At 42.3% G+C, this 24,370-nt stretch carries 14 protein-coding genes and 2 pseudogenes; 7 read left to right on the top strand and 9 right to left on the bottom strand.

Annotation, left to right across the window (positions count from 1 at the left end; genetic code table 11):
- Positions 1-20 precede the first annotated feature (20 nt).
- The 3 genes from VYM24_RS12260 to VYM24_RS12250 form a co-directional block, all read right to left on the bottom strand.
- Positions 21-1,538, bottom strand: coding sequence for a RagB/SusD family nutrient uptake outer membrane protein (locus tag VYM24_RS12260; RefSeq protein WP_330940147.1), 1,518 nt, complete (start codon positions 1,536-1,538; stop codon positions 21-23).
- A 26-nt stretch (positions 1,539-1,564) separates the two neighbouring features.
- Entirely contained in the window at positions 1,565-4,708 is a 3,144-nt protein-coding gene (locus VYM24_RS12255; RefSeq protein ID WP_291554600.1) for a SusC/RagA family TonB-linked outer membrane protein, read from the bottom strand.
- A 310-nt stretch (positions 4,709-5,018) separates the two neighbouring features.
- Positions 5,019-7,121 (bottom strand): DUF5686 family protein, encoded by a 2,103-nt coding sequence (locus tag VYM24_RS12250; RefSeq protein WP_330942246.1) that lies wholly within the window; start codon positions 7,119-7,121, stop codon positions 5,019-5,021.
- A gap of 554 nt (positions 7,122-7,675) precedes the next feature.
- On the opposite strand from VYM24_RS12250, the gene VYM24_RS12245 reads away from it, so the two are divergent.
- The 3 genes from VYM24_RS12245 to VYM24_RS12235 all read left to right on the top strand — a co-directional run bounded on the left by VYM24_RS12245 (position 7,676) and on the right by VYM24_RS12235 (position 13,311).
- The gene (locus VYM24_RS12245; protein ID WP_217716374.1) at positions 7,676-9,865 is read left to right on the top strand and encodes a glutamine synthetase III family protein; all 2,190 of its coding nucleotides are present in this window, start codon (positions 7,676-7,678) and stop codon (positions 9,863-9,865) included.
- A gap of 211 nt (positions 9,866-10,076) precedes the next feature.
- Positions 10,077-10,778 carry a Crp/Fnr family transcriptional regulator gene (locus VYM24_RS12240; RefSeq protein ID WP_007212829.1) on the top strand — a complete coding sequence of 234 codons (702 nt, stop codon included), beginning with the start codon at positions 10,077-10,079 and terminating at the stop codon, positions 10,776-10,778.
- Positions 10,779-10,866: 88 nt separating this feature from the next.
- Positions 10,867-13,311 (top strand): glycoside hydrolase family 20 protein, encoded by a 2,445-nt coding sequence (locus VYM24_RS12235; protein ID WP_330940146.1) that lies wholly within the window; start codon positions 10,867-10,869, stop codon positions 13,309-13,311.
- Between the two features lie 304 nt (positions 13,312-13,615).
- On the opposite strand, the gene trxB is transcribed toward VYM24_RS12235, so the two are convergent.
- The 5 genes and pseudogenes from trxB to VYM24_RS12210 form a co-directional block, all read right to left on the bottom strand.
- Positions 13,616-14,563: a thioredoxin-disulfide reductase gene (trxB, locus tag VYM24_RS12230; RefSeq protein ID WP_007212825.1), complete on the bottom strand. Its 948-nt coding sequence runs from the start codon at positions 14,561-14,563 to the stop codon at positions 13,616-13,618.
- Between the two features lie 103 nt (positions 14,564-14,666).
- Positions 14,667-15,311: an outer membrane lipoprotein periplasmic chaperone LolA1 gene (gene lolA1, locus VYM24_RS12225; RefSeq protein WP_291555403.1), complete on the bottom strand. Its 645-nt coding sequence runs from the start codon at positions 15,309-15,311 to the stop codon at positions 14,667-14,669.
- A 14-nt stretch (positions 15,312-15,325) separates the two neighbouring features.
- Complete coding sequence (locus tag VYM24_RS12220; protein ID WP_299087905.1) at positions 15,326-17,818, bottom strand: DNA translocase FtsK; 2,493 nt, start codon at positions 17,816-17,818, stop codon at positions 15,326-15,328.
- Positions 17,819-17,952: 134 nt separating this feature from the next.
- Positions 17,953-19,700, bottom strand: a pseudogene (locus VYM24_RS12215) (DUF4091 domain-containing protein).
- A gap of 190 nt (positions 19,701-19,890) precedes the next feature.
- Positions 19,891-20,505, bottom strand: a complete 615-nt coding sequence (locus tag VYM24_RS12210; protein ID WP_330940145.1) for an HU family DNA-binding protein — start codon at positions 20,503-20,505, stop codon at positions 19,891-19,893.
- Between the two features lie 701 nt (positions 20,506-21,206).
- Between VYM24_RS12210 and VYM24_RS12205 the strand changes: the two genes are divergently transcribed.
- The 3 genes and pseudogenes from VYM24_RS12205 to VYM24_RS25395 all read left to right on the top strand — a co-directional run.
- On the top strand, positions 21,207-21,395 hold the full coding sequence (locus VYM24_RS12205; protein WP_330942245.1) for a hypothetical protein: 189 nt from the start codon (positions 21,207-21,209) through the stop codon (positions 21,393-21,395).
- A 151-nt stretch (positions 21,396-21,546) separates the two neighbouring features.
- Positions 21,547-22,818: an ATP-binding protein gene (locus VYM24_RS12200; protein ID WP_330940144.1), complete on the top strand. Its 1,272-nt coding sequence runs from the start codon at positions 21,547-21,549 to the stop codon at positions 22,816-22,818.
- A gap of 18 nt (positions 22,819-22,836) precedes the next feature.
- Positions 22,837-23,001, top strand: a pseudogene (locus VYM24_RS25395) (hypothetical protein); the annotation flags it as partial.
- Between the two features lie 5 nt (positions 23,002-23,006).
- Here the strand turns inward: VYM24_RS25395 and VYM24_RS12195 are convergent.
- Positions 23,007-23,171, bottom strand: a complete 165-nt coding sequence (locus VYM24_RS12195; protein ID WP_299087914.1) for a hypothetical protein — start codon at positions 23,169-23,171, stop codon at positions 23,007-23,009.
- Positions 23,172-23,315: 144 nt separating this feature from the next.
- Between VYM24_RS12195 and VYM24_RS12190 the strand changes: the two genes are divergently transcribed.
- A complete protein-coding gene (locus VYM24_RS12190) occupies positions 23,316-24,359 on the top strand; it encodes a PDDEXK nuclease domain-containing protein (RefSeq protein WP_291554345.1) in 1,044 nt (347 codons plus the stop codon).
- Positions 24,360-24,370 lie beyond the last annotated feature (11 nt).

Genomic DNA, 24,370 nt, shown 5'->3' with positions numbered 1-24,370 from the left:
AATCTTTTTCTTTTTAATGATTAATAATTGTTTTGAGTTAACGAACCTTGTGCTGAATCAATAGCACTTTGTGGAATAGGTAAGTATTTTTTATTAATGCTCCAAGTATTGGTACGATAACCATATTCGTCGGGAACCAACACAGTAGAAGCCTTACCTGTACGAACCAAATCCCAGTAACGTTTACCTTCACCAACAAACTCCAAATGACGTTCTTCGATAATATTATCAACTGTAGGTTCCAATTCGGTAATTAATCCTGCACGTTTACGCACGCGATCCAAATATTCTTTAGCATCACCCGAACCAGCATTACGTGCTATAAGTTCAGCTGCATTAAGCAAAGTTTCAGAAAAGCGATAAATACGAAAATTGTTATTATAGTTCACTTGCGGGTCATTGCTGCAATCGGCATTGTCACCAGTATGAGCAGTATATTTTTCAAGAAAAAAGCCTGTATCTTGATAACGGGAATTATAAGTTCCGGCAGCTGCTGCATTCCAACATGTACCATCACGACGAGTATCCTCATCACTATACATATTATAAGTTTCTGTACGTACCGGGAAAGTCCCCCAACCGTTATTATGTCCATCAGTTCCATCAACCCAGCCATCAGGTCCCATCATCGTGGGTAACACAGTTCCTCCAGCAACAAACACATTATCAGTGTAATTACGAGTTGCTTGATCATCCTTATAGTTTATCTCAAAAATAGATTCAGTACTCCATTCTCCAGATTCCCTGAAAATGCCTGCATAATCATCAACCAAATCATATTTACCACTATTAATAATGTCTGTCATATATTTCAAAGCGGTAGTATAACGAGAATCATCATTCTGATACATTACTATTTCCGCATAAAGCATGTAAGCCATTGCTAAAGTAACGCGACCATAATTTTTAGATTCTTCTCTCATTGGTAATGCGTTCAGAGCAATAGCGCCTTCCAAATCAACAACCATAGCATTATATACCGCATCAGCCTGAAATTGTTCAGTCAAATAAGGTGAAGTCAAATTTGCCTCATAATAAGGAATATTCCCATAGAATTTCCATAACCATGTATAGTAGAACACCCGGAGTACACGGGCTTGAGCTTCATAATAGGTTGCATTTTCCTTCGTTAGATTTTCCCCAGCCCAACCAATATAAGTAAGCACATCATTACAACGTTTTACACCTTTATAAGCCGTATTCCAAATATTTTGTATACAATTAGTAGGCACCGCTTCATAATTTGCACTCAAATGTAAATGCGCTTGGTCTGTTTTACTAGCTGCTCCAACCCAAAGATCATCAGCCATAATATCACTCGTCTGCAAAACCGGAGAATACTGATTACCATCCCAGTCCGTCCAATGTAAAGGTGCATAAGCAGCTACTACCGCTTCCTGCACATGTTCATCAGTCGTAAAATATGTATCAATAGTTTCTTGAGTCTTAGATTCAACCTCCAAAAAAGAGTCAGTACATCCTGTCATCAAAAGAACAGAAGATATCAAACCTGCGGTTATATATATATTTTTTTTCATACCTTTATCGTATTTAGATTCAATAATTAGAATGTTAAATTAGCTCCTACTGTCCAAGTTCTTGATTGTGGATATACACCACGATCAATGCCGAGCGACGTACCACCAGATGAGATTTCCGGATCGTAACCATGATATTTAGTAAAGGTCAACAGATTTTCAGCTGCCACATAGACACGCAATGAAGAAACAAAAGCTTTTCTTGTCCAATTTTTAGGCAGTGTATAACCTAACTGAATATTTTTCAAACGCAAATAGCTACCATCATAAACGTAAAGATCAGAAGAAAGCCAATTTGTATTATCTCCCCATGCAAAACGAGGATACTTGTCTGAAGTTCCTTCACCTGTCCAACGATTCAACATCCACGAAGGAAGGTTAGCATTAGCAATATCAATAGGGCGGGTTGCATCATATACATCGTTACCAATGGTTCCTTGCCACATCATGTTCAAATCAAAATTCTTCCAAGAAACATTAAAATTCAGACCATAAGTCCAGTCTGGCATACCTTTACCAATATCCGTACAATCATCAGTTGTTATTTTTCCATCACCATTCATATCAACAAAACGCACGTCACCGGGAACAGCATTCGGTTGGATCATTCCACCATCTTTATTGACATAAGCTGCCACTTCATCCATATTCTGGAAAATACCCGCAGTCTTATATCCATAAAAATAAGGGTAAGGCTTACCATTTTGTGCACGGCTAACAGTACCGGCTGTGCGGAAGCTATCCAGATTATCCCATCCTGTATCATTACCATATTCAATTAATTCATTTTCTAGATAAGATAGATTACCTGCTAGGCGAAAATTCCAATTGCCTTTACTAAATTTATAGGCAAGTTCCATTTCAACACCTCTATTTTCCATTGTACCAACATTACCCCATGGTTTCTCTTCACCCACATAAGAAGGAATATTCATCTTCATCAACATACCTTTAGTCTTTTTCTTATAATAATCGACTGTAAACGTCAGTGCATTATTAAAGAAACCAAAATCAAGCCCAAAATCAAGTTGTTCCGATTCCTCCCATTTCAAATCTGGATTGGCAAGGCCAGACGCTTTCACGCCTAATGAAGTACTTTCACTTTGACCAAAAATAACATTATGGCCTGTAGAAGTTAGAGTTGTATATTTGAAATTACCAATATTTTCATTACCATTCTTACCCCAAGAAAGGCGAATTTTGGTATTCGTCCACCATTCCGGACGCTTTTCCATAAACTTTTCATTAGTGAGGTTCCATCCTAAAGAGAAAGAGGGGAAAGTTGCATAATGATTATTGGCACCAAAACGGGAAGAACCATCACGACGAACAGTAGCCTGCAACATATAACGTTCATCAAAGTTGTAGCTAATACGAGCAAACATAGAAGCTAATGTAGCCACATCATTAGGACCACCCCAAACTCTCATTTGTCCTTCATCAGACAAGCCATTGGAAGCATCAATATAAGGACGATCCAGATTGATAATATTATCACGATTACCACCCAAATATGAACCAGTAGTTTTCTTAGCAGATTGACCTAAAACAATAGAAAATGAATGTTTATCAATTGTTTTATCATACATCAACACATTTTCCAATTGCCACACAGTTGCATCCGTCTTCTCAGAATAGGCATTAGACTTTGATGAATTAAGACCAGATGCTAAATAGTATTTCTTAGTATATCCATCATTACTATAAAATTGAATATCAACTCCATAGGAAGTTCTGAACTTCAAATTATCCCAAAGTTGCAAGTCTGCAGAAAAGTTAGCTACAAACTTATGAGTTTTTGAGAGAGCACCAGGTAATGACAAAGAAGCTAAAGGATTAATCATCTCATTAAAATCACCGCCAGGAATCGTATAAAGTCGCCCATCTGGACTATAAACCGGGGTATAATTTGAATCACCTTCATATTTTTTAAGCTGAGCATCAGCAGCATCACCCTCCGCATAAGGAGTAAGAATTGGAGATAAAGCCAAAGCTGATCCTAACGGTGAATAATAAGAAGAATTCGCTTCTATTGATCTAGCCTTCACACGTGCATAAGATAAATTCGAAGTAATTTTCAGACTATTCAACCAATTACGGTTCTTACTTTCGTCAAAAATAGTATATTGAGTATTACTGCGCAGAGTGAGACGATTATAATTAGAACGGTTATAATTACCTCCTACAATACCTTCTTGCCCATAGTATCCTAAAGAAAACATATAATTAACTTTCTCTGATGCACCACTTACACTCACTTGGTGATTCATGACAGGAGCACCATTGTTAAATGTTTCTTTTTGCCAATTAGTACCTACACCATAAGAATAAGGATCATTATATTTAGGAGCTTGTCCAGAATTTATTGCGCCTTCATTCATCATGATTGCATATTCTGTGGCATTCAGTACGTCACGTTCTCTCCAAGGATTCTGCCAACCATAAGAAAAATCATAAGTTACTTTTGTCTTACCTTCCTTACCTGTTTTAGTTGTAACCAAGACTACACCATTAGCGGCGCGTGCACCATAAACAGCACCTGAAGCAGCATCTTTTAGCACTTCAATAGAAGCAATATCATTGGGGTTCAAATAATCAAGCCCACCTTCAAGTGGCATACCGTCCACAATATAAAGCGGATCTGAGTTATTCACTGTACCAATACCACGTACACGAATCTGTGCAGCAGCACCCGGCTGACCGGAGGATGAAGTTACCGTTACACCGGCAGCCAATCCTTTCAAAGCATTATCCACGCGAACAGGTGCCGTGAAAGCTAAATCATCTGATGATACTTTAGCAATAGAAGCAGTCACTACGCTCTTCTTTTGAACACCATAGCCAACAACCACCACTTCGTCCAACGCCTCCGAATCTTCCTGCAGAACAATTTTCAGTTCACGCTTGCCACTAACCGAAACTTCCTGTGATTTGAATCCTATATAAGAAATAGAAAGGATTGCGTCGGAGGGAACCGACAAAGCAAATTCACCGTCTATACCGGTGATTGTTCCCGTAGTGGCATTACCTTTCACCACCACATTTACTCCAGGTAAGGGTTCATTGTCCGCACCACTTACCACCGTACCTTTTATCTGTATATCTTGTGCATATACAGCAGAAGCTAAGGTAAAGCTCAGTAAAAATAAAACTGATAATAACTTTTTCATAAGTTCTACTAAATTAAGATTAACAATTCTCGGTTTCGTTCTCAATTGGACACTGCAAACATAGAGTAAAATGCAATAAAAGAAGCCCTAAGTACCCATTCTTAAATACGTCAATTCAAAATTCAGAATACGTTATCAATACGTCAAAAACAAATAAACAATTGATAATCAGAGAAAACACTATACTTTCATCGAATACGTCATTGCATGTTATAGAACATAGAACACTATTTTTCTAAACTACAATAACACGAAAGCCGGGTAATTTATAAAGGAAGTTAATATCAGAAATACAGGAAAAACTTAAAGATTATCGGTTGAACAACTCAAAAGTGAATTTGCAACCTATCTCCTTAAATTTCCAGTTGGCAAAGCTGCCAAAGACTCCGAAATCAAAAATATTGGTACCGATGCCATAACCAACCTCAACATAAGGGTTCAGATGCGGAACAACCAAAGCATTCAGATAAAGACGCTCATTGAGCACATGCTGTGTATACTTCACCAAATGACGCAACATCAGAAAGGGAGATTCATACGTCAAATGCCCACGGAGATATTTACGGGAGGAGTTATACCACCGCCCGTCAAGCAGCTGGAATACACCTCCAATTTCATCATTCCATCCCACGGGAAGATTAGAGCGGGTAAAGTTGGCAAAATCCACAAAGTATATATCTTTTTGATTGGTGAAAGCACCCCATCCTAAGCGGAGATAAAAATCACGCATCAATCCCAAAGGAATGGAGTGCTGAATATCCACTTCGACACGCTCATAGGTACCGGTACTCTTAAAAACACCATTGATACCCCGCTCCCAGTCCACTGAAATACTGGGATATTTGGAATGTAAATTCACTTTACGATCCCCATTCATATAGTAATACTGACCGGGCGTCCACGTCAGACGGACACGCGGAGCAAAACTATTATAAGAATGACGCATTTTCTCTGTCCAATCAGGATAAACTTCTGAAGAAGAGCCTACACTTCGCGAAGCCGCTCTCGTGGATACATACATCGAACGATTGGCCTCCGTACGCTTATGCATGGAGAAACCGACATCCAGCGACAGACCGTTCACAATTTCCCAACTATGGCGCACCTGCAAGTATAAGTCATTGAAGTAGTCCAGTTGTATCTGATCAAAATCGAAAACACTATTCGGAATATTTTTCAATTCATCCAGCATCCTACTACTATAAATGCGGTGGCCGTTACCTACATTGATGTGAAGAGCCGCACGCTTACGTGGCCAGTAATCAAAGTCAGACTTTACCGACCAGTAAAACTCATTATACTTGAAGTTATAACCCAATCTGGGAACGATACGTAACAGGCGGTCGCCCGTAAAAATACGGTTGTACTTAAATTCCTGTCGGTAAGAAAAACCATTCTTCCCGCTATAACTCAGCAAGAACGGATTGATAAGCGGCGAACAACGCACACTTCCCAGTTTCGAAAGATCTACCGTATAGCGGCTGATAAGCGCATCACCTATCTGTCCCCAAAATTCCAGATTCTTATTTTTGGGTTTCTTATATCGATATGAAGTATCACGACTCAAAAAGAAATCCTTATATAAGTCCTGTTCATGTACAGTTAACGGAATAGGACGTATACTCTCGAAATAAGAACTATCCTTCCTGTAGGCATTCGTATCACTGCGCAATGTGTAGGAATCCGACAGATCATACTTGCTCTTCAACCTTTTCCGATCCATCCGTGAAGGGTCTTTCTGAAGAATGGTTTTATAATTGAGAGCAGCAATATAATTGGCATCGACCACATTACCCAGAAAGCGGAAAGTAGCATCCACATCATAATGCACAGGCAAAAACTCATCCGGCTCACCCACATCTCCCATACGTATCATATTGTTGAAACGCAACATTTCAGAACGTCCGCTAAAATGCATTTCACGCACACTCCAGACATTCTCACTGACCACCATGTGACCGCTAACCAACTGAAAGCTTTTGCTTTTCGGTTTGAAACTAATTTTATATTGCAAATCATGCACTTTACCCATTACTGAATCTACATGATAAGAATAATACTTCATCGCATTTGGAGCCAGAGGCGAAAGGAGCTTATCATATAACAAGGTGGAAGCGTAGATATTAACATGGAAATACTCCGGCAACCTGCCGTCCAGTTCCCAAAACTCGGAAGAAGTACCGACACTGGCTTTTACTTTCTGATCATAAATGTCGGGAGCAGTAAAATGTAAGTCACTATAAGTTTCCATCATATACTCCCTCACTCCTTTCCGGATACGGAACATGGTAGGAATAAAGCGTAAGATATGATTTTTCTTGCGAAGGTTCACTTTTCCCTTAATATAAAGATCGGCTCTATAGTCGTCGATAATACTTTCATAAAAAGGGGCGAAGAAGATGACTTTCTTCATAATAGAGTCCGCGGAAAGCAATCTCGCATCGTAAGGATCAGGGATAGAAGCTGCCTGCACTTTCGGACAAGCTGAAAGCAAAAGACATAGCAAGGTTCCTATACAAAAGACGTGTTTCAACGATAATACCTCCAAATATATAGGGACAAATATAGAAAAAAAGGTTGTAAAACGACGAAATACCTCTCTTTTTAAGAAACCTGACGAAAGATTCTTCATGAAAGTTAATTCAAGATTAAGTCCATACGATCTCCGTAACAACTCCGTACGATCTCCGTAACAGCTCCGTATCATCTCCGTAGTAGCTCCGTAGCAAGTCTAAGCATATAGATACGGAGATAACACGGAGCAGATACAGCCCAGACATAGCTTTAATATAGAAAAGAGCGGAGATAAAATTCCCTAAAAGAATTTTTTCTGTAACATCTCCGAATATTTTAGGGGGTATCCGCAGAAAAAACACATTATTTTCAATAATACCCCCTAAAAAACAGGGGTACTTCCAGAAAAAACATATAATTTTGCGCCCAACAACCAACAAAAGAAGGATTAATATGTCAAAAATGAGATTTTACGCCTTGCAAGAGCTTGCCAACCGGCGCCCTCTTGAAGTTACTACCCCTTCGAACAAATTATCCGATTACTACGGAAGCCACGTGTTCGACCGTAAGAAAATGCAGGAATATCTACCCAGAGAAGCTTACAAAGCTGTAACAGATGCTATCGAAAAAGGAACTCCCATCAGTAGAGAGATAGCTGACCTGATAGCAAACGGCATGAAAAGTTGGGCTAAATCCCTGAACGTTACTCATTACACTCACTGGTTTCAGCCGCTGACGGATGGTACAGCCGAAAAGCATGATGGCTTCATCGAATTCGGAGAAAATTCAAATGTAATTGAACGCTTCTCCGGCAAGTTACTCATTCAGCAGGAACCGGACGCGTCTTCTTTCCCCAACGGAGGTATCCGTAATACATTTGAAGCACGCGGATATACAGCATGGGATGTTTCCTCTCCCGCCTTCGTGGTAGATACGACTCTGTGTATCCCTACAATCTTCATCTCATATACCGGCGAAGCCCTGGACTACAAGACTCCATTACTGAAAGCACTCGGTGCCGTAGACAAAGCCGCCACGGAAGTATGCCAGTTATTCGATAAAAATGTAACCCGCGTGTTTACTAATTTAGGCTGGGAACAGGAATACTTCCTGGTAGACTCTGCCCTATACAACGCCCGCCCCGACCTTTGCCTGACCGGACGCACGCTAATGGGACATTCTTCCGCCAAAGACCAACAGCTGGAAGACCACTATTTCGGTTCTATTCCACCACGGGTAACAGCCTTTATGAAAGAACTGGAAATAGAATGTCACAAACTGGGTATTCCGGCAAAAACACGCCATAACGAGGTTGCCCCCAACCAGTTTGAACTGGCTCCCATCTTTGAGAATGCCAACCTTGCCAACGATCATAACCAGTTAGTAATGGACCTGATGAAACGCATCGCCCGTAAGCATAACTTTGCCGTATTGCTGCATGAAAAACCATACAGCGGTGTAAACGGCTCGGGAAAACACAACAACTGGTCACTCTGCACTGATACCGGCATCAATCTTTTTGCACCCGGCAAGAATCCTAAAGGCAACATGCTTTTCCTGACGTTCCTGGTGAATGTACTGATGATGGTTTATAAAAATCAGAATTTGCTGCGTGCCTCTATCATGAGTGCCGGCAACAGCCACCGTCTAGGTGCCAATGAAGCACCGCCCGCTATTCTGTCTATATTCCTGGGCAGACAATTATCGGCTACTCTGGATGATATCGTGCGTCAGGTAGGCGATGACAAGATGACGGCTGAAGAGAAGACAACCCTTAAATTAGGAATCGGACGTATTCCCGAAATCCTTCTCGACACGACAGACCGCAACCGTACTTCTCCGTTTGCTTTCACCGGAAATCGTTTTGAATTCCGTGCCGCCGGCTCTTCTTCCAACTGTGCCGCTGCCATGATTGCCATAAATGCAGCTATGGCAAACCAGTTAAATGAATTCAAAGCCTCTATCGACAAGTTGATGGAAGAAGGAATCGGTAAAGATGAAGCCATCTTCCGTGTTTTGAAAGAAACCATTATTGCTTCCGAAGCTATCCGATTCGAAGGTGACGGCTATTCAGACCAATGGAAAGAGGAAGCTGCCCGTCGCGGATTGACGAACATCTGCCACGTACCCGAAGCTCTGATGCATTATATGGATAACCAGTCTCGTTCCGTGCTGATAGGTGAACGCATCTTCAATGAAACAGAGCTTGCCTGCCGTCTGGAAGTGGAACTGGAAAAGTACACGATGAAAGTACAAATAGAAAGCCGTGTACTGGGTGATCTGGCCATCAATCACATTGTCCCCATTGCAGTCAGTTACCAAAACCGTCTGTTAGAGAATTTACGTGGACTCAAGGAAATCTTCTCTCCCGAAGAATACGAAGTACTGAGCGCTGACCGCAAGGAACTGATACGTGAAATATCCAAACGAGTAACGTCCATCAAGGTTCTGGTGCGCGAAATGACCGAAGCCCGTAAAGTTGCCAATCACATGGATAGCTACAAGGACAAGGCTTTCGCCTACGAAGAAACCGTCCGTCCTTATCTGGAAAAGATACGTGACCACATCGATCACCTCGAAATGGAGGTTGACGACGAGATCTGGCCGTTGCCGAAATATAGGGAATTGCTGTTCACGAAATAATAATTTAATGAAGAACTAAGAATGAAAAATGAAGAATTACCTTGCGGCATGCTTACATAGCGCAGCCAAATTCTTCATTCTTCATTCTTAGTTCTTCATTTCGCTAAATTATCATTTTCCTGCCCCCAGACTGCATCTTTTCGTGTCTTTTGTGCAATATTTAATTTTTTCTTTTTACATTTGTGCTGTATAACACAGTTTTGCAGCAGTTATGGTAAAAATGAATTTGTCAGACGTGAATGTTCCGGAGCTGATAGCCGATATGTGGGAGCCTCTGAATGAAGAACAGCGGGAATTTCTCGCTAACCATTTTACGCTCCAGAATTATAAGAAAAATGAAGTCATTCATTGCGAAGGTGAAACCCCTAAATACCTTATGTGCCTTCTGAATGGAAAAGTCAAGATTTATAAGGATGGTGTCGGTGGCAGAAGCCAGATTATCCGCATGATTAAACCTGTCGAGTATTTCGGTTACCGTGCTTATTTCGCCAAAGAAGACTACGTTACTGCTGCTGCCGCTTTCGAACCTTCTCTGATCTGCCTGATACCGATGAGTGCTATCACTACATTGGTGACACAGAACAATGATCTTGCCATGTTCTTTATCAAACAACTATCCTTCGATCTGGGAGTTGCTGACGAGCGCACTGTTAATCTGACGCAGAAACATATTCGTGGCAGATTGGCAGAATCACTGCTCTTCCTCAAAGAAAGTTATGGATTGGAAGAAGATGGCTCAACTCTCAGTATATACCTTTCGCGGGAAGATCTGGCAAATTTGTCGAATATGACAACCTCCAATGCCATTCGTACGCTATCACAATTCTCTACTGAACGTTTAATCACTATCGACGGACGAAAAATAAAGATCATCGACGAAGAAAAGCTGAAAAAGATAAGTAAAATAGGATAAAGAATAGTAGCGTCTCCCCCCTTAACGACAGCTACACCCCCTTTTTCCCTGTTTTGCCCGATTTATAAACTTAACACACATTTATATCATGAAAAAAGGATTAAGTGCTTTGCTATTAGCAAGCCTGCTGTGTACCTCTTCCGGCTGTCAGCAAAATCAAAAAGAAGTGGTGAACGAGTACAACATCGTCCCGATGCCTAATCAGATGACTCCCCAAGAGGGACATTTCTTACTGAACAATAAAGTATCTGTCGTCACAGCCGGTTGCACTCCCGAAGTACAAGCCATTGCGGACAGCTTGATTGCGCAAATTCAGTTGACCTCCGGTATTTCTCTGAAAGCCAGTTCACAGGAGAATCCGGAACAGCCAGACATACGCTTCGTTACGGAAGAAGGTATGCCCAAGGAAGGATACAAGCTTTCCATCGCACCGAATGAGATCACCCTTTCGGCATCACATCCCAACGGTTTCTTTTATGGAGTACAGACCATGTACCAACTGCTACCACCCGCCATTTACGGAAAGGCAACTGTGAAACGTGCCAACTGGTCTCTGCCTGCTGTTGAAATAGAAGACGCTCCCCGTTTTCCTTACCGAGGCCTGATGCTGGATGTCTGCCGTCATTTCTCAACGACCGATTACATTTATAAATTCATCGATATGCTTGCCATGCATAAGATGAACACCTTCCACTTTCACCTGACAGATGACCAGGGATGGAGGATAGAAATCAAGAAATACCCGAAATTGCAGGAAGTCGGTTCGAAGCGGAAAGAAACGTTGATAGATTACTATTATGTCAACTGGCCGCAAATCTTTGACGGCAAAAAACATGGAGGATACTATACGCAGGAAGAAATCAAAGATATAGTGGCTTATGCAGCAAGCAAGTACATTACCGTAATCCCGGAAATAGAGATGCCGGGACATGCTATTGCCGCCCTTGCCTCCTATCCGGAACTATCTTGCAGACCGGATACGACGTATGAAGTAACCGGTACATGGGGAGTATTCGAAGAAGTCTTCTGCCCCAAAGAAGAAACGTTCCAATTCCTGGAAGGTGTACTGGATGAAGTGATGGAATTATTCCCCAGTTCATACATTCACATCGGTGGTGACGAATGTCCCAAAGATGCATGGATGAAGTGTGCGCATTGCCAAGGACTGATCAAGAAATTAGGTCTGAAAGATGATACCACTCCGAATGCCATTGACGGTAAGAAACATACAAAGGAAGAAAAGCTACAAAGCTACTTCATCACCCGCATGGAGAAATATCTCAACAGCAAAGGACGGAATATCATCGGTTGGGATGAAATCCTGGAAGGCGGACTCGCGCCCAATGCAACAGTGATGTCCTGGCGTGGTGTGGAAGGCGGTATCACTGCCGCCAAAGCGGGACACGACGCAATTATGACTCCCAGCCCGTATGCTTACCTGGACCAATATCAGGAAGAACCCGAAACCGCACCGACTACCATCGGCGGATATCAGACACTGAAAAAGACCTATAGCTATAATCCTGTTCCCGATGACGCCGACGAACTGATGAAAAAACATATCATCGGTGTGCAAGGTAATATATGGAACGAATACATGCAAAGTGATGAACGTCGTGACTATCAGGCATTCCCCCGTGCCGTGGCTTTGGCAGAGACGGGCTGGACACAGAACAACCGGAAGAACTGGAACGGCTTCCGGAGCCGCATGGTAGAAAACTTTGAGCGTATGGACGCCATGAACGTAAAGGCATGCCGCAATTTCTTCGATGTCAATATCAATACGCACGTGTACGACGGCACATTGAAAGCCGTGTTGGAAACATTCTATCCGGATGCTGAAATCAGATATACCACGGATGGAAGTGCACCGACTGCAAAGTCTGAACTTTACACTCAGCCATTCATTTGGGAAGGTTACATCGATTTACAGGCAGCAGCTTTCAAGAACGGTAAAATGCTGGGGAAAGTGAACGGCAAGAAACTGTATGCAAACCAGATAAGTGGAAAGCAATACACCACCACTCCTCATTGGGGTTGGATGAGCGGTGACATCTTCGGAGAGAATGATATATTAGGCGCAGATACCACTACATTGGGATTGACCAATGGAAAACGCGGTAATATTGCTTCCTTCACACCATGGGTAGCCTTCAACCTGAATGAAAAGAATAACAATGAACTCGTATTCTCCGTCGATATGGAAAAACCGACCACTATCAGTAAAGTGATATTCGGTACACTCTATAATCCCGCTTTCCGTGTACTACCCGCAAGCGCAGCTTGTGTAGAGGTGTCCACTGATGGCAAAGAATTCAAGGAAGTAGCTCAGGCCTCCTACACCCGCGAATATCCTGAACATGGCAGGAAGATGTTCACTGATGTACTGGAATTTACGCCAACCAAAGCACGCTATATCAAAGTGACTTTAAAAAGTGGTGGTACATTGCGCAATGGCATTGACTGCCGGAAAGATTCACCAGGAGATATTATTCCTTCGGACTTATACGTAGATGAAATAGAAGTATATTAATAATGCGAATCAGGGGTTGAAAGAAGTTCCTTTCTAATTGGTTTTGAATGAAGTGATGATTTATTTTTTAGACACGGATGACGCAGATTTTTTATTTATTGATGTGACAGCGCAGCCTTTAAATCCGTGTCATCCGTGTCATCTGCGTCTAAGAGATTGAATACATAGACTAAAATCATTTACCTCATTTCTTTTCCGAATATGAGGCAAATTCAACTCCGAATTCACATTAATAATAAAAAGAAAACTCCGGATTATGATTCACAATCCGGAGTTTTCTTTTTATACTCTTTTACTTACAATTTTAGATCAAGCATTTTGATGAAAGATATCTTTCCGCTTCAAGCGCTGCCTTACAACCGCTTCCAGCTGCCGTAATAGCCTGACGATAATGCGGATCGGCAATGTCACCGGCGGCAAACACACCCGGCACTTTCGTACGAGGACTGTCGCCTTCTGTAATGATATAACCTGTCTCGTCTGTATCCAGATAGGGTTTGAAGATATCTGAGTTCGGTTGATGACCGATAGCCAGGAAGAAACCATCAATAGCCAGGTCGTAGCGTTCTTCATCCGATTCACCCATACGTTTCACCAGATGAACACCTTCCACACCATTCTCTCCGAACAAGCCCACGGCATTGTGCTCAAACAGCACATCTATATTCTCATGCTTCATCACACGCTCCTGCATGATTTTGGAAGCACGCAGGAAAGGCTTCCGCACAATCAGATAAACCTTCTTAGCCAGTCCGGCCAGGTAAACAGCCTCTTCACAAGCCGTATCACCACCACCGACCACTGCCACCACCTTCTTGCGATAGAAGAAACCATCACAAGTAGCGCAAGCACTGACGCCCATACCGGCATATTTCTTTTCATCATCCAATCCCAAATATTTGGCAGTAGCACCCGTAGCAATTATCAACGTATCAGTTTCAATCACCTTCTCTTCGTCAATCGTTACTTTGTATGGAGCCGCACTCAGGTCGGAAGCGGTTGCAATGCCAAAACGCAGGTCTGCACCAAAACGCTCTGCTTGTTTGCGCAAATCATCCATCAATTGCTGGCCACTGACACCTTCCGGATAACCGGGAAAGTTCTCCACATCTGTAGTTGTCGTCAACTGACCACCCGGCTGTAATCCTTCATAAAGCACCGGAGAAAGGTTGGCACGACCTGCATAAATAGCAGCAGTATAACCGGCAGGACCAGAACCTATAATCAGACATTTTACTTTTTCTGTTTCCATAATTCTATTTACAATTTAACAATTTACAATTTACGATTGAAAAAAACTTTTGTTTACCATCCGTAGCACAATCTTCAGATTGTAAATGGCAAGGTATATACCTTTATCTTAAATCAATCACTTCGGCAGTCGGATACGCCTTCTTGTCAAAAGTGAAAAGATGATCGTTGTATGATTCTCCCGCTTTATAAGATGTAATACGGATAACCACGCTATTTCCACCCTTTTGCGTCATGCTGATACATAAAGGCTGAAAGGTGTCTTTCGTTACATAAATAATAACACACTGCAAATCCTTCTTTCTGTCAGAAGCGGTTAATATCACCTCATAAGCAGGTTTACCTCCATAAAGATCAGTCTTGCCCAATTTCATGTGATACCCTTGCTTGTAAATAGACAGCAGGGCATAAGGATTGATACTTTGCAACTCTTCAGGAGTAGGTTCGGAAACGTTCACTTCGTCACTGTTAGTGAGATAGCTCCATTGTGTACGACCATCAAACCAGGTTTTCACCCCATCAGTATCCAACAGGAACTTTTCTCCTTTCAGACGGATAGTCCCTACAGAACTCCCCTGCAAAGCACCTTTCGCATACGTCTGAACCGTAAAATCCGCTTGAATACCTCCCGCCTGACGGAAGGCAGTGGCTGTACGGTCCAATATATCTTGGGCATCCGGTTTCTGTGCCGAAAGCGGTAATGCCAAACCGAACAGGCAGATATAGACAAAAAGAAAATTCTTCATCATTAGTTTAACACGATTTACAGTAAATTGTTCAGGCGCATTTGCAGGTCATTTTCATCGACACAAAGCACCTCGCGCGCTTTACTGCCTTGTGCAGGTCCCACAATACCGGCTTTTTCCAATTGGTCCATCAATCGCCCGGCACGGTTATAACCGATAGCGAACTTCCGTTGGATCAACGATGTAGAACCTTGCTGATGGATGACAATCAGGCGGGCAGCATCTTCGAACAATGGATCCAGACGTCCCATATCCACATCTCCCAAATCGTTTCCGCCACCATCTTCACCTACATACTCCGGCAAATAGAATGCAGTAGGATACCCTTGTTGCTTGGCAATAAACTTAGTAATCTCCGCTACCTCCGGCGTATCGATAAAGGCACATTGCACACGTACAGGATCCGCCCCTTGCAGGAACAACATATCACCACGTCCGATCAGCTGATTAGCTCCGGGACGGTCGAGAATAGTACGCGAGTCTATCATGGCAGATACACGGAAAGCGACACGAGCCGGGAAGTTCGCCTTGATTGTACCGGTAATGATATTCGTTGTCGGACGTTGCGTAGCGATAATCATGTGGATACCCACCGCACGCGCCAACTGGGCGATACGGGCAATAGGCAACTCTACCTCTTTGCCCGCCGTCATAATCAAGTCACCGAACTCGTCAATCACCACCACAATGTAAGGCATAAACTTATGTCCCTTTTCAGGATTCAACTGGCGATTGATAAACTTCTCATTATATTCCTTGACATTACGCACGTGTGCGGCTTTCAATAAGTCGTAACGGGTATCCATTTCCACACAGATAGAATTCAGCGTCTGCACCACTTTGGTTACATCCGTAATGATAGCATCTTCCCCATCGGGCAACTTGGCAAGAAAGTGATGTTCAATCACCGAATAGATACTGAATTCTACTTTCTTAGGGTCTACCAGCACAAACTTCAGTTCAGCCGGATGCTTTTTATAAAGCAAAGAAGTGATAATGGCGTTCAGTCCGACAGATTTACCCTGACCGGTGGCACCGGCCACCAGCATGTGAGGCATCTTGCACAAATCGACCATGAAGACCTCATTGGTAATCGTCTTACCCAAAGCAACCGGCAAGTCATAAGTAGACTCCTGGAACTTCTTGCTACCGATGATACTCTGTCCGGAAACAATCTTCGGATTGGAGTTCGGCACTTCAATACCGATTGTTCCTTTTCCCGGAATCGGCGCAATGATACGAATACCCAATGCCGAAAGGCTGAGAGCGATATCATCTTCCAAACCACGAATCTTGGAGATACGAACACCTTGCTCGGGGGTGATTTCATACAGCGTCACCGTAGGCCCCACCGTCGCCTTTATCGTACTGATTTCAATACCGAAACTGCGCAGTGTATTTATAATCTTATCTTTATTGGCATTCTGCTCCGCCATGTCGATAGTAGGCTCGGCATTCTCATAATGCTTCATCAGGTCGATAGTAGGATAGCGATAGTTTTCCAGATCGAGACGGGGATTATAGGGTTCCTTTTCCGGACCTTTATATTCGTCGTCATTTTCAGTAGTTTCTATTTCGAATACAGGTTCCGCCGCTTTTTCGTGGAAAGGAGGTACAGGGTCAGGAACAGGCGTCTCAATAGTCATAGACACTTCTTCACCCGATACCTTGGCAGGCTGTGTTTCCGTAACGCCACCCAAATCCAATGTAATTTCATTTTCCGGTTCTTTTATAGGTTCGGGAATTTCAACGGGAACCTCTTCTTCTTTTATATCTGCCACATCAGGAACAGGAACCGGCTTTTTCTTTCCCTTTGCCGTCCACGAGTCCGTAAACTCTTCCGGTGTTTCTCCTTTCTCTTCTTCCTCTTTCTGTTTGCGTTTCAGGAAACTAAGACTGAACAATCTGCGCAACCAGATAACCGTACGTGCGCTGAGATAGATAAGGAAGCAGATAGCAGTCACCAACAGAATCATCCAAACGCCCGGAACACCTACCTGCGATACCAACCAATTGCTGACATTATATCCGTGCATACCGCCCAGATACAGGAAAGAGTCTTTATACTGCTCCACAAAGGCAAAGCCGAAGAAGACAGAGAACCAAACCAACAACAACGAACAACCGATAAACCACTTCCAGAGACGAACCACCCGTACACGCATCAACTTCAACCCCGCCACTGCAAGGAATACAAGAATGAAGAAAGAGGAAATACCGAAGCAGTCATTAATCAGATAACTTGCCAATTGAGCGCCGCGCGAACCGGCATAGTTCTTCACCCCATTATTGGTAGAAGCCAATTCCTGTGCATTACCCGAATCAATGATACTTTGATCCGCCGCTCCCGTAAAGAAGAACGAAGAAAAGGCCAGCAGCAAGTACACAGAGAAAATAACCAGTACCAAGCCAATAACAAAATGAATCGTTTCGTTTTTGAAGATTGCCCTTATTTTACCAAACAGGGAAAGGGATTGTTCCGTATCTTTTGTAGAATTTTTCTTAGCCATGAATAGAATTCCTTAGTAAATGAATGATAGATTGGTGCAAAAGTAATAAAAATATTGCTCTCTTTATAACCTTATCTTCTAAAGATTATTCAAATAAAAAGGGAACATCAACCCCTCTTTTCGTTAAATGCTTCTCAGTATCTGTTGATTACCTCTCTGGCCTTGTTCACAGCAGTAGCGGCGGGCACTTCCTGCAGGCTCTGCTCGTCGAACATTTGCAATGCTTTATCAATGCTCTTAATAGCGCCCTTATTGCCTTTCTTCCTAAATTCTTCTTTCAGAATACGCACTTTTTCAAAAGCCTGCACCCCCTCAATCAGACGCTCCATGCGGATGGACGAACGGGCATCGGGATAAATCAGGTAAGTGTCACCTGCCGCCCACGCAGTGAAACGGCTATCTTGCAATGGATTCTTCACCCAGCTATTCAATGCCCAACGGAGATAACCGTCCAGATTTTCCTTAGCACTATGCCACGCCAACCATTCGGCTTCGGCCGGCTGGCTGAAAGTAAACGTGTTAGGACGAGGTTCTGTGCAGCAAGTGTAATAGGTAGTCACTTTTCCGGCTTCACGGCGTGAATGGATTGTCTGAGCCGGAAATCTTTCGGCAATCGTGATACAATAATCATCCAGCTCATCCGCCAGTTCAGCATGATAAGTTCCCGCCAATGAAACCTTGAAGTCTTTATCAGCTTTGCGAATCACCGCCAATGTTTCCTGCATATCCTTCATGGGACGTTCGTCCATAGCGATATGGGTGATATCGAACCATCCTTTTCACGCAGATGGCGGGCAAACGATTTCAGCATGGTCATCCAGAATTCCTCGTAAGCAGCTTCGCCCGGCTTGGCATTCAGATATTTGAATGAGTTGCTCGCCTGGTCGAAGTATTGGAAAGAAAGACGCCAGGGCACCATAGAGAAACAACTGATTTGTTTCCGGACGCCTACGCTCATCATAAATTCCACCCACCTGTCGAACACCGTGTAATCAAAATACCAGGTACCGTCAGCTTTCTTCAGCCAAGTCACCATACTCTCGAATGCGTCATAAGTCTGCCCGTTCCAGGGTTTATGCATAATGGAGGCGGTAATCACTTTTCCGCCCGCATCGGCATATAGTTTCATCAAGGGACACATCAGGTCGAAATGCTTTTCGCTGAACGGCTCTACATCATAATAGCGTGCTACGGCGTATGGATTTTGCCATAAATCAAGATGGAAAGCCCACTCGGCAGGGGCAGGAAGGATGCGATTTTTCACAGTGACAGTCAAATTCAATTCGGACAGGATTGCATCACCATTTTTCACTGTGACCATTCCCGTATATTTTCCGGCTTTGGCTTGTTGCGGCACCCGGATGCTGATCCAGCCTCCCTGGGCAGAATTGGCAGGAATCATCAAGGAGGGGGTAAGATGATCGAGCACATCTGCCACCAGCGTGGAATCAAAATCTACACTGTTGCGATAACCGCATGCGCCTAAACCATCTTTATTCAATTCATCGGTCATGACGTACCGCACAAAACTGGTTTGGATATCGTCTTTACTGATGGTTTCACCTCCGGAAGTCAGGTCACTGACCTTAAAAGTCAGACTGTTCAACGTCTCGGGAGTCCATACTACCAACTGGGCAGATACTTTCTCACCTTTCCAGGCCGTTAGACTGATTGTTTTCTTTATTTCACGAATGGCGGCAGGTTCTTCTTTCTTGTACCGCATATCCGTACTTCCCCAACTGACTTGCGGGGTTTTCACTTCTGACCATAAAGCCGGATTAACAGCTACCGGATTGGGGGCTTCCTGATAATATCCGGAAGTTTGAGCGTTCAGGGATACTGCGGAGAGCAGAAGAATTCCCAAAAGAAAATGTTTTGTCATAGGTTTCAATAAATTAGTTTAAGAAACAAAGAATGTACATAGAGTTTATCCTCACTTTTACCTACACGCTTACACTCTTTCCCTGTATCCCTTTATTCATCGGCAATACAGCGCGGTGTAAGCAAGCGTGTATGGAGTGTAGGCTATTTTACCTACACTCCATACATTTAAGACATATCTCACTCAGAATCTACTGATTACACTTCTTCAGCACATAAATCGGCTGTTTCTGCAATCCCCTATTTTCCAGCTTTCCTTCGTCACAAAGACGTCGAATATGCCGGGTAGCAGTGGTTCTTGTCATTCCGCTGAGAGAATAGAAGTCTCCTTTCGTCATGAAATCGTGCGTAGTGAAGAAATTTTCCACCCGTTTATCAATCTCTTCCGAGGTCAGTTTCTTTTGCAACACATTCCGTTGTTTTAACGGCTGGACTTTTATGTTGCCTATCTCGCTCCGCAGTTCGATATCGGGGCGGAAGGTGATACTTTTCAGTTTCATCTTGGTACTTTTCCGTTTGGTATCCACCTTCACCGGTTCGGTGCAGGTCAGTGTGGGACGAAAGTAGCCGATACCGTCCAGGTGCACCTGGCGTCCTTCACCCAATTCCCGTCCCATAAAGTGCGACAAGGCATCGAGCACGGCCGAAACATCGGTTTCGGTCAGCGAACAATATTCTTGTATGAACCTCCGTAGTTGGGCGGTACCCGTGGAACCGTTCAGCCGGATGCGCGGGTGCAGGGTCAGTTCTTCGTCCTGCTTGTCCTTGGTTTTGGGATTCTCGTACCAATCAAATAATATTGCCATTGTTCTTTTGTTTTTTCGCACTCCTACCCTTTTCTGTAATGTCCAGGATAGGGAGTGCTTATGTTAATCTCCTATGTTTCTTTCGTTGATAAGTAATGTTTTTGCATTGCCCACAACTGTGAAATACGTGCTTCACAATTATGGATCTGCTGCTTTACAATTATGAAGCACGTATTTCACAGCTGTGGATAAGCCGAAATAATGAATACAAAGATAAAGGAAAAGGGATGTAAAAGCAAGGAAAAGACGATGTTTCTCTTAAGAAAGAGTAAGAGGGCATTTCATTTCCCTATACCTTTTCAACCGTTTAGAGTGTATAGTTCTAAAGACAAAGAGTCACGAACTTTATTCTCATTTGACACCTGCAAAACAACAGCTGGCATTGACGGCAGTGGAAACATATAGACTTTACTCGTTCCGTGAAAAAAAGAAAAGATACTTTGCAGTGATGATATTTATAACTATATGAAAAAAGAACTAAGTCAAAAGGTTTTAAATGAACTATCCTTTCTGAAAGATTGGAATCAGATGATAGTAGATTTTCTTGTTAAAAACGAAAATACAGAATAGTTCAAAGAGACCATCTGGAAAATGATGGAATTACTACGCCAGTTTAAGCATACTGCCGGTGAAAAATACGGTATTAACAGCTCGCTCTTTTCGGTTCCGCCGCACGGGACGAACAGCGGGAGGATAGCGATATTGATATCTGTGTGAAGACACATCATTCTATCGACCTCTTCACATTACAAGACATCCGCGAAGAACTTGAACACCTCTTCCACATCAAAGTAGATTTGTTAACCCGGCACGAGAACATGCGTCAGATGTTCCGGCAAAATATTGACAATGTCCTGCAAGAAAACCCTAAAGAAGGAGAGAAGAAGTAACATTCGGTAGCCAATCAGGCGGATTACAAATCCTAATACTCAATCAGACAGACATATTTATCAGGTACACTTGATTTTCCCCTCAAAAAAGACACTTTTTTCAAGTGTACCTGAAAATTTTCTATTATATTTGCCGGAAACGTATGCACTTATGGACGAAAGATTACAATTACTTGAGAAGTATAATTTCTGGAATGGACAGTTTCCAGATTTAGGATTGATTCGTAAGGAATATATAACCCCGATAGCCAATGCTATGGGAAATCGACTGGTGAAAGTATTAGTGGGACAACGCAGGAGCGGCAAAAGTTTCATTATGAGACAGTTGATGAATTATCTAATCACAGAGAAACAAGTAGAACCTCGGCAATTATTATATGTGAATTTTGAATTTGCCCCTTTCAGTTTCGTCAGGAATGCAGAGGATTTACTCAGTCTTTACCAGTTATATAGAAAGGAGAAACAGCCTGCCGGGAAAATTTATTTATTTCTGGATGAAATACAGAACATCGCGGAGTGGGAGAAAGCCGTGAATTCTTTATCTCAAGACTATACGGAAGATTGCGAAATTGTGATAACAGGTTCCAATTCGAAGATGCTTTCGAGTCAATTGTCAACATTACTATCGGGAAGATATATCGAGTTTAAGGTTTTTCCTTTTAATATAGAGGAATATGCACTCATTTCTGAAAGAAATGTGAACAAAGATACATACATGGAATTCTTAAAGTCAGGAGGTTTCCCCGAATTGTTTCATCTCAACAATTTTGAAACAAAACGGAATTATATTTCTTCTATCAAAGATACCGTCTTGTTAAGGGACATTGTACAAAGAAACAACATCAAAGATGCCAGATTACTGGAAGATATATTCGGATATCTGGTAAACAATGCATCCAATTTGATTTCAGTGAACAATGTTGTGAATTTCTTTAAGTCCAAAGGGAGAAAAACAAATTATGAAACCGTATCAAATTATATCCTCTATCTGGAAGAAGCAAACCTGTTGCATCGGGCAGAAAGATATAACATTAAAGGTAAAGACATTATTTCGGGAACATGTAAATATTATGCAAACGACTTGGCTTTTCATAACTATTTATATAATGGATATGGCTATGGAATAGGCTATTTGCTGGAAAATCGTATTTATCTGGATTTAAAAATAGCAGGATATGACGTATATGTAGGAGTGATAAAGGATAGAGAAGTAGATTTTGTTGCTACAAAAGCCGATAGGATTATCTATTTGCAGGTCAGCTATCTGTTGATTGACGATAGTACCACGGAACGCGAATATGCTCCTTTTGATTCGCTTACCGACCACTATGAGAAGTTTGTAATAACATTGGACGAAATAACATTACCTTCCAAAAATGGGGTTAGACATATCCAGGCATGGGATATCTATAATTATATTTAGCCTGACTGCGATATATATTTGCAAAATATTGGCCAAAGGAGTACTGAGAATAAGCACGGCAAAATTACCGGATACTACCCAGATGGAACGGTAAAGTCCGTTGACACCTACGAAAAAGGTGTACCGCTAGGTCCTTGCGAATCATACTACCCTGACGGCAAACTGATTAGCTCTAAAAACTTTACTCTTTACTTTAATTCAACAAAACAGGTTTGCATGATTGCCACAGGCAAATCATTTACGGGGAAACTTAATAAGACTGGAATTGTCGGTAAATATCTTTTTCCCAATTTAGATACTAAAACCTTTTTATTGATGAAGGAGTTTTTTCCTCTGAAAGGATGATTTTCCATGTTTATGTTCATTTACTCCTCTATGCATTATTTTAATAATAAGACTGAGTATAAAGACAGAAGAAAGATAAATGCAGGAAAGTAGTTTGCAGATAAAAAGAGAAACCTTACTTTTGTAAGAAACATAAAAAATAAAGAAAAAACATGGGCAAATCCATCAACATATTAGATAAAGCCTACCTGCAATGGGTGAAGGAACTGACTACCCGCTACCGCCAGAGCCAAATTAAAGCGGCAGTGAAAGTGAACAGCGTCCTCATCGAATTCTATTGGGGGTTGGGAAGCGATATCGTTTCATTGGAAGTTGACAACAAATATGGAGGAAAATTTTACGCTACACTTAGCGCGGATTTACGTAAGGAAATGCCTGGAATAGAAGGACTTTCCGAATCGAACATACGATATGCAAAGCGGTTTTATCAGCTCTACGCCGAATGTTCCCGAAATCTTCAACAAGTTGTTGAAGAATTATGCCGCATTCCGTGGGGGCATCATATACGTATCATAGACAAGTGCTCAAACAATCCCAATAAAGCCTTATTCTATGTGCGCCAAACCTTAGAATATGGATGGAGCCGCGCTATGCTACTCAATTTCCTCGATACTGATTTGTATGAACGACAAGGGAAAGCATTGACCAATTTTCAGCACACAATGCCTGCCGTTACAAGTGATTTGGCACAGGAGCTCACCAAAGACCCTTATAGTTTCGATTTTCTTTCCATGCGCAAAGGTTATAACGAGCGACAACTAAAAGATGCCCTGTTGATGAATATTACAAATTTCTTAGTGGAACTCGGAACGGGATTTGCCTACGTGGGCAAGGAATATCGGTTGCAAATAGGTAGGAAGGAAAAGTTCATCGACTTATTATTCTACAATCTTACTATCCGTTGCTATGTGGCGGTAGAAGTTAAAATTGACGAATTTGATTCCGCTGACATAGGTCAGTTGGGGACTTATGTGACTGCCGTCAACCACCTTTTGCGCAAAGAAGGAATAGACAATCCTACGATAGGACTGCTCATTTGCAAAAATAAGGATAATTTACTAGCACAATATGCACTGGAATCAAGCAGCCAACCAATTGGCATATCAGAATATGAGCTATCCAGACTTTATCCCACCGAAGTGGAAGGTACCATACCATCCATCAAGGAAATTGAAACGAAATTAAGCTATAGATGACAAAATGGAAA

The sequence above is a fragment of the Bacteroides sp. MSB163 genome (genome assembly GCF_036416795.1).
Lineage (GTDB): Bacteria > Bacteroidota > Bacteroidia > Bacteroidales > Bacteroidaceae > Bacteroides > Bacteroides maternus.
Note: the sequence above shows the minus strand (reverse complement) of the source record. Positions and strands in the feature narration are given on the sequence as shown.

Excerpts from the sequence above, each read along its gene's own strand:
- VYM24_RS12210 (WP_330940145.1), bottom strand. The coding sequence starts at position 20,505 with ATGGCAATATTATTTGATTGGTACGAGAATCCCAAAACCAAGGACAAG.
- VYM24_RS12245 (WP_217716374.1), top strand. The coding sequence starts at position 7,676 with ATGTCAAAAATGAGATTTTACGCCTTGCAAGAGCTTGCCAACCGGCGC.
- VYM24_RS12240 (WP_007212829.1), top strand. The coding sequence starts at position 10,077 with ATGGTAAAAATGAATTTGTCAGACGTGAATGTTCCGGAGCTGATAGCC.
- VYM24_RS12260 (WP_330940147.1), bottom strand. The coding sequence starts at position 1,538 with ATGAAAAAAAATATATATATAACCGCAGGTTTGATATCTTCTGTTCTT.
- lolA1 (WP_291555403.1), bottom strand. The coding sequence starts at position 15,311 with ATGATGAAGAATTTTCTTTTTGTCTATATCTGCCTGTTCGGTTTGGCA.
- VYM24_RS12235 (WP_330940146.1), top strand. The coding sequence starts at position 10,867 with ATGAAAAAAGGATTAAGTGCTTTGCTATTAGCAAGCCTGCTGTGTACC.
- VYM24_RS12250 (WP_330942246.1), bottom strand. The coding sequence starts at position 7,121 with ATGAAGAAAGTCATCTTCTTCGCCCCTTTTTATGAAAGTATTATCGAC.
- VYM24_RS12255 (WP_291554600.1), bottom strand. The coding sequence starts at position 4,708 with ATGAAAAAGTTATTATCAGTTTTATTTTTACTGAGCTTTACCTTAGCT.
- VYM24_RS12200 (WP_330940144.1), top strand. The coding sequence starts at position 21,547 with ATGGACGAAAGATTACAATTACTTGAGAAGTATAATTTCTGGAATGGA.
- VYM24_RS12195 (WP_299087914.1), bottom strand. The coding sequence starts at position 23,171 with ATGGAAAATCATCCTTTCAGAGGAAAAAACTCCTTCATCAATAAAAAG.
- VYM24_RS12190 (WP_291554345.1), top strand. The coding sequence starts at position 23,316 with ATGGGCAAATCCATCAACATATTAGATAAAGCCTACCTGCAATGGGTG.
- trxB (WP_007212825.1), bottom strand. The coding sequence starts at position 14,563 with ATGGAAACAGAAAAAGTAAAATGTCTGATTATAGGTTCTGGTCCTGCC.
- VYM24_RS12220 (WP_299087905.1), bottom strand. The coding sequence starts at position 17,818 with ATGGCTAAGAAAAATTCTACAAAAGATACGGAACAATCCCTTTCCCTG.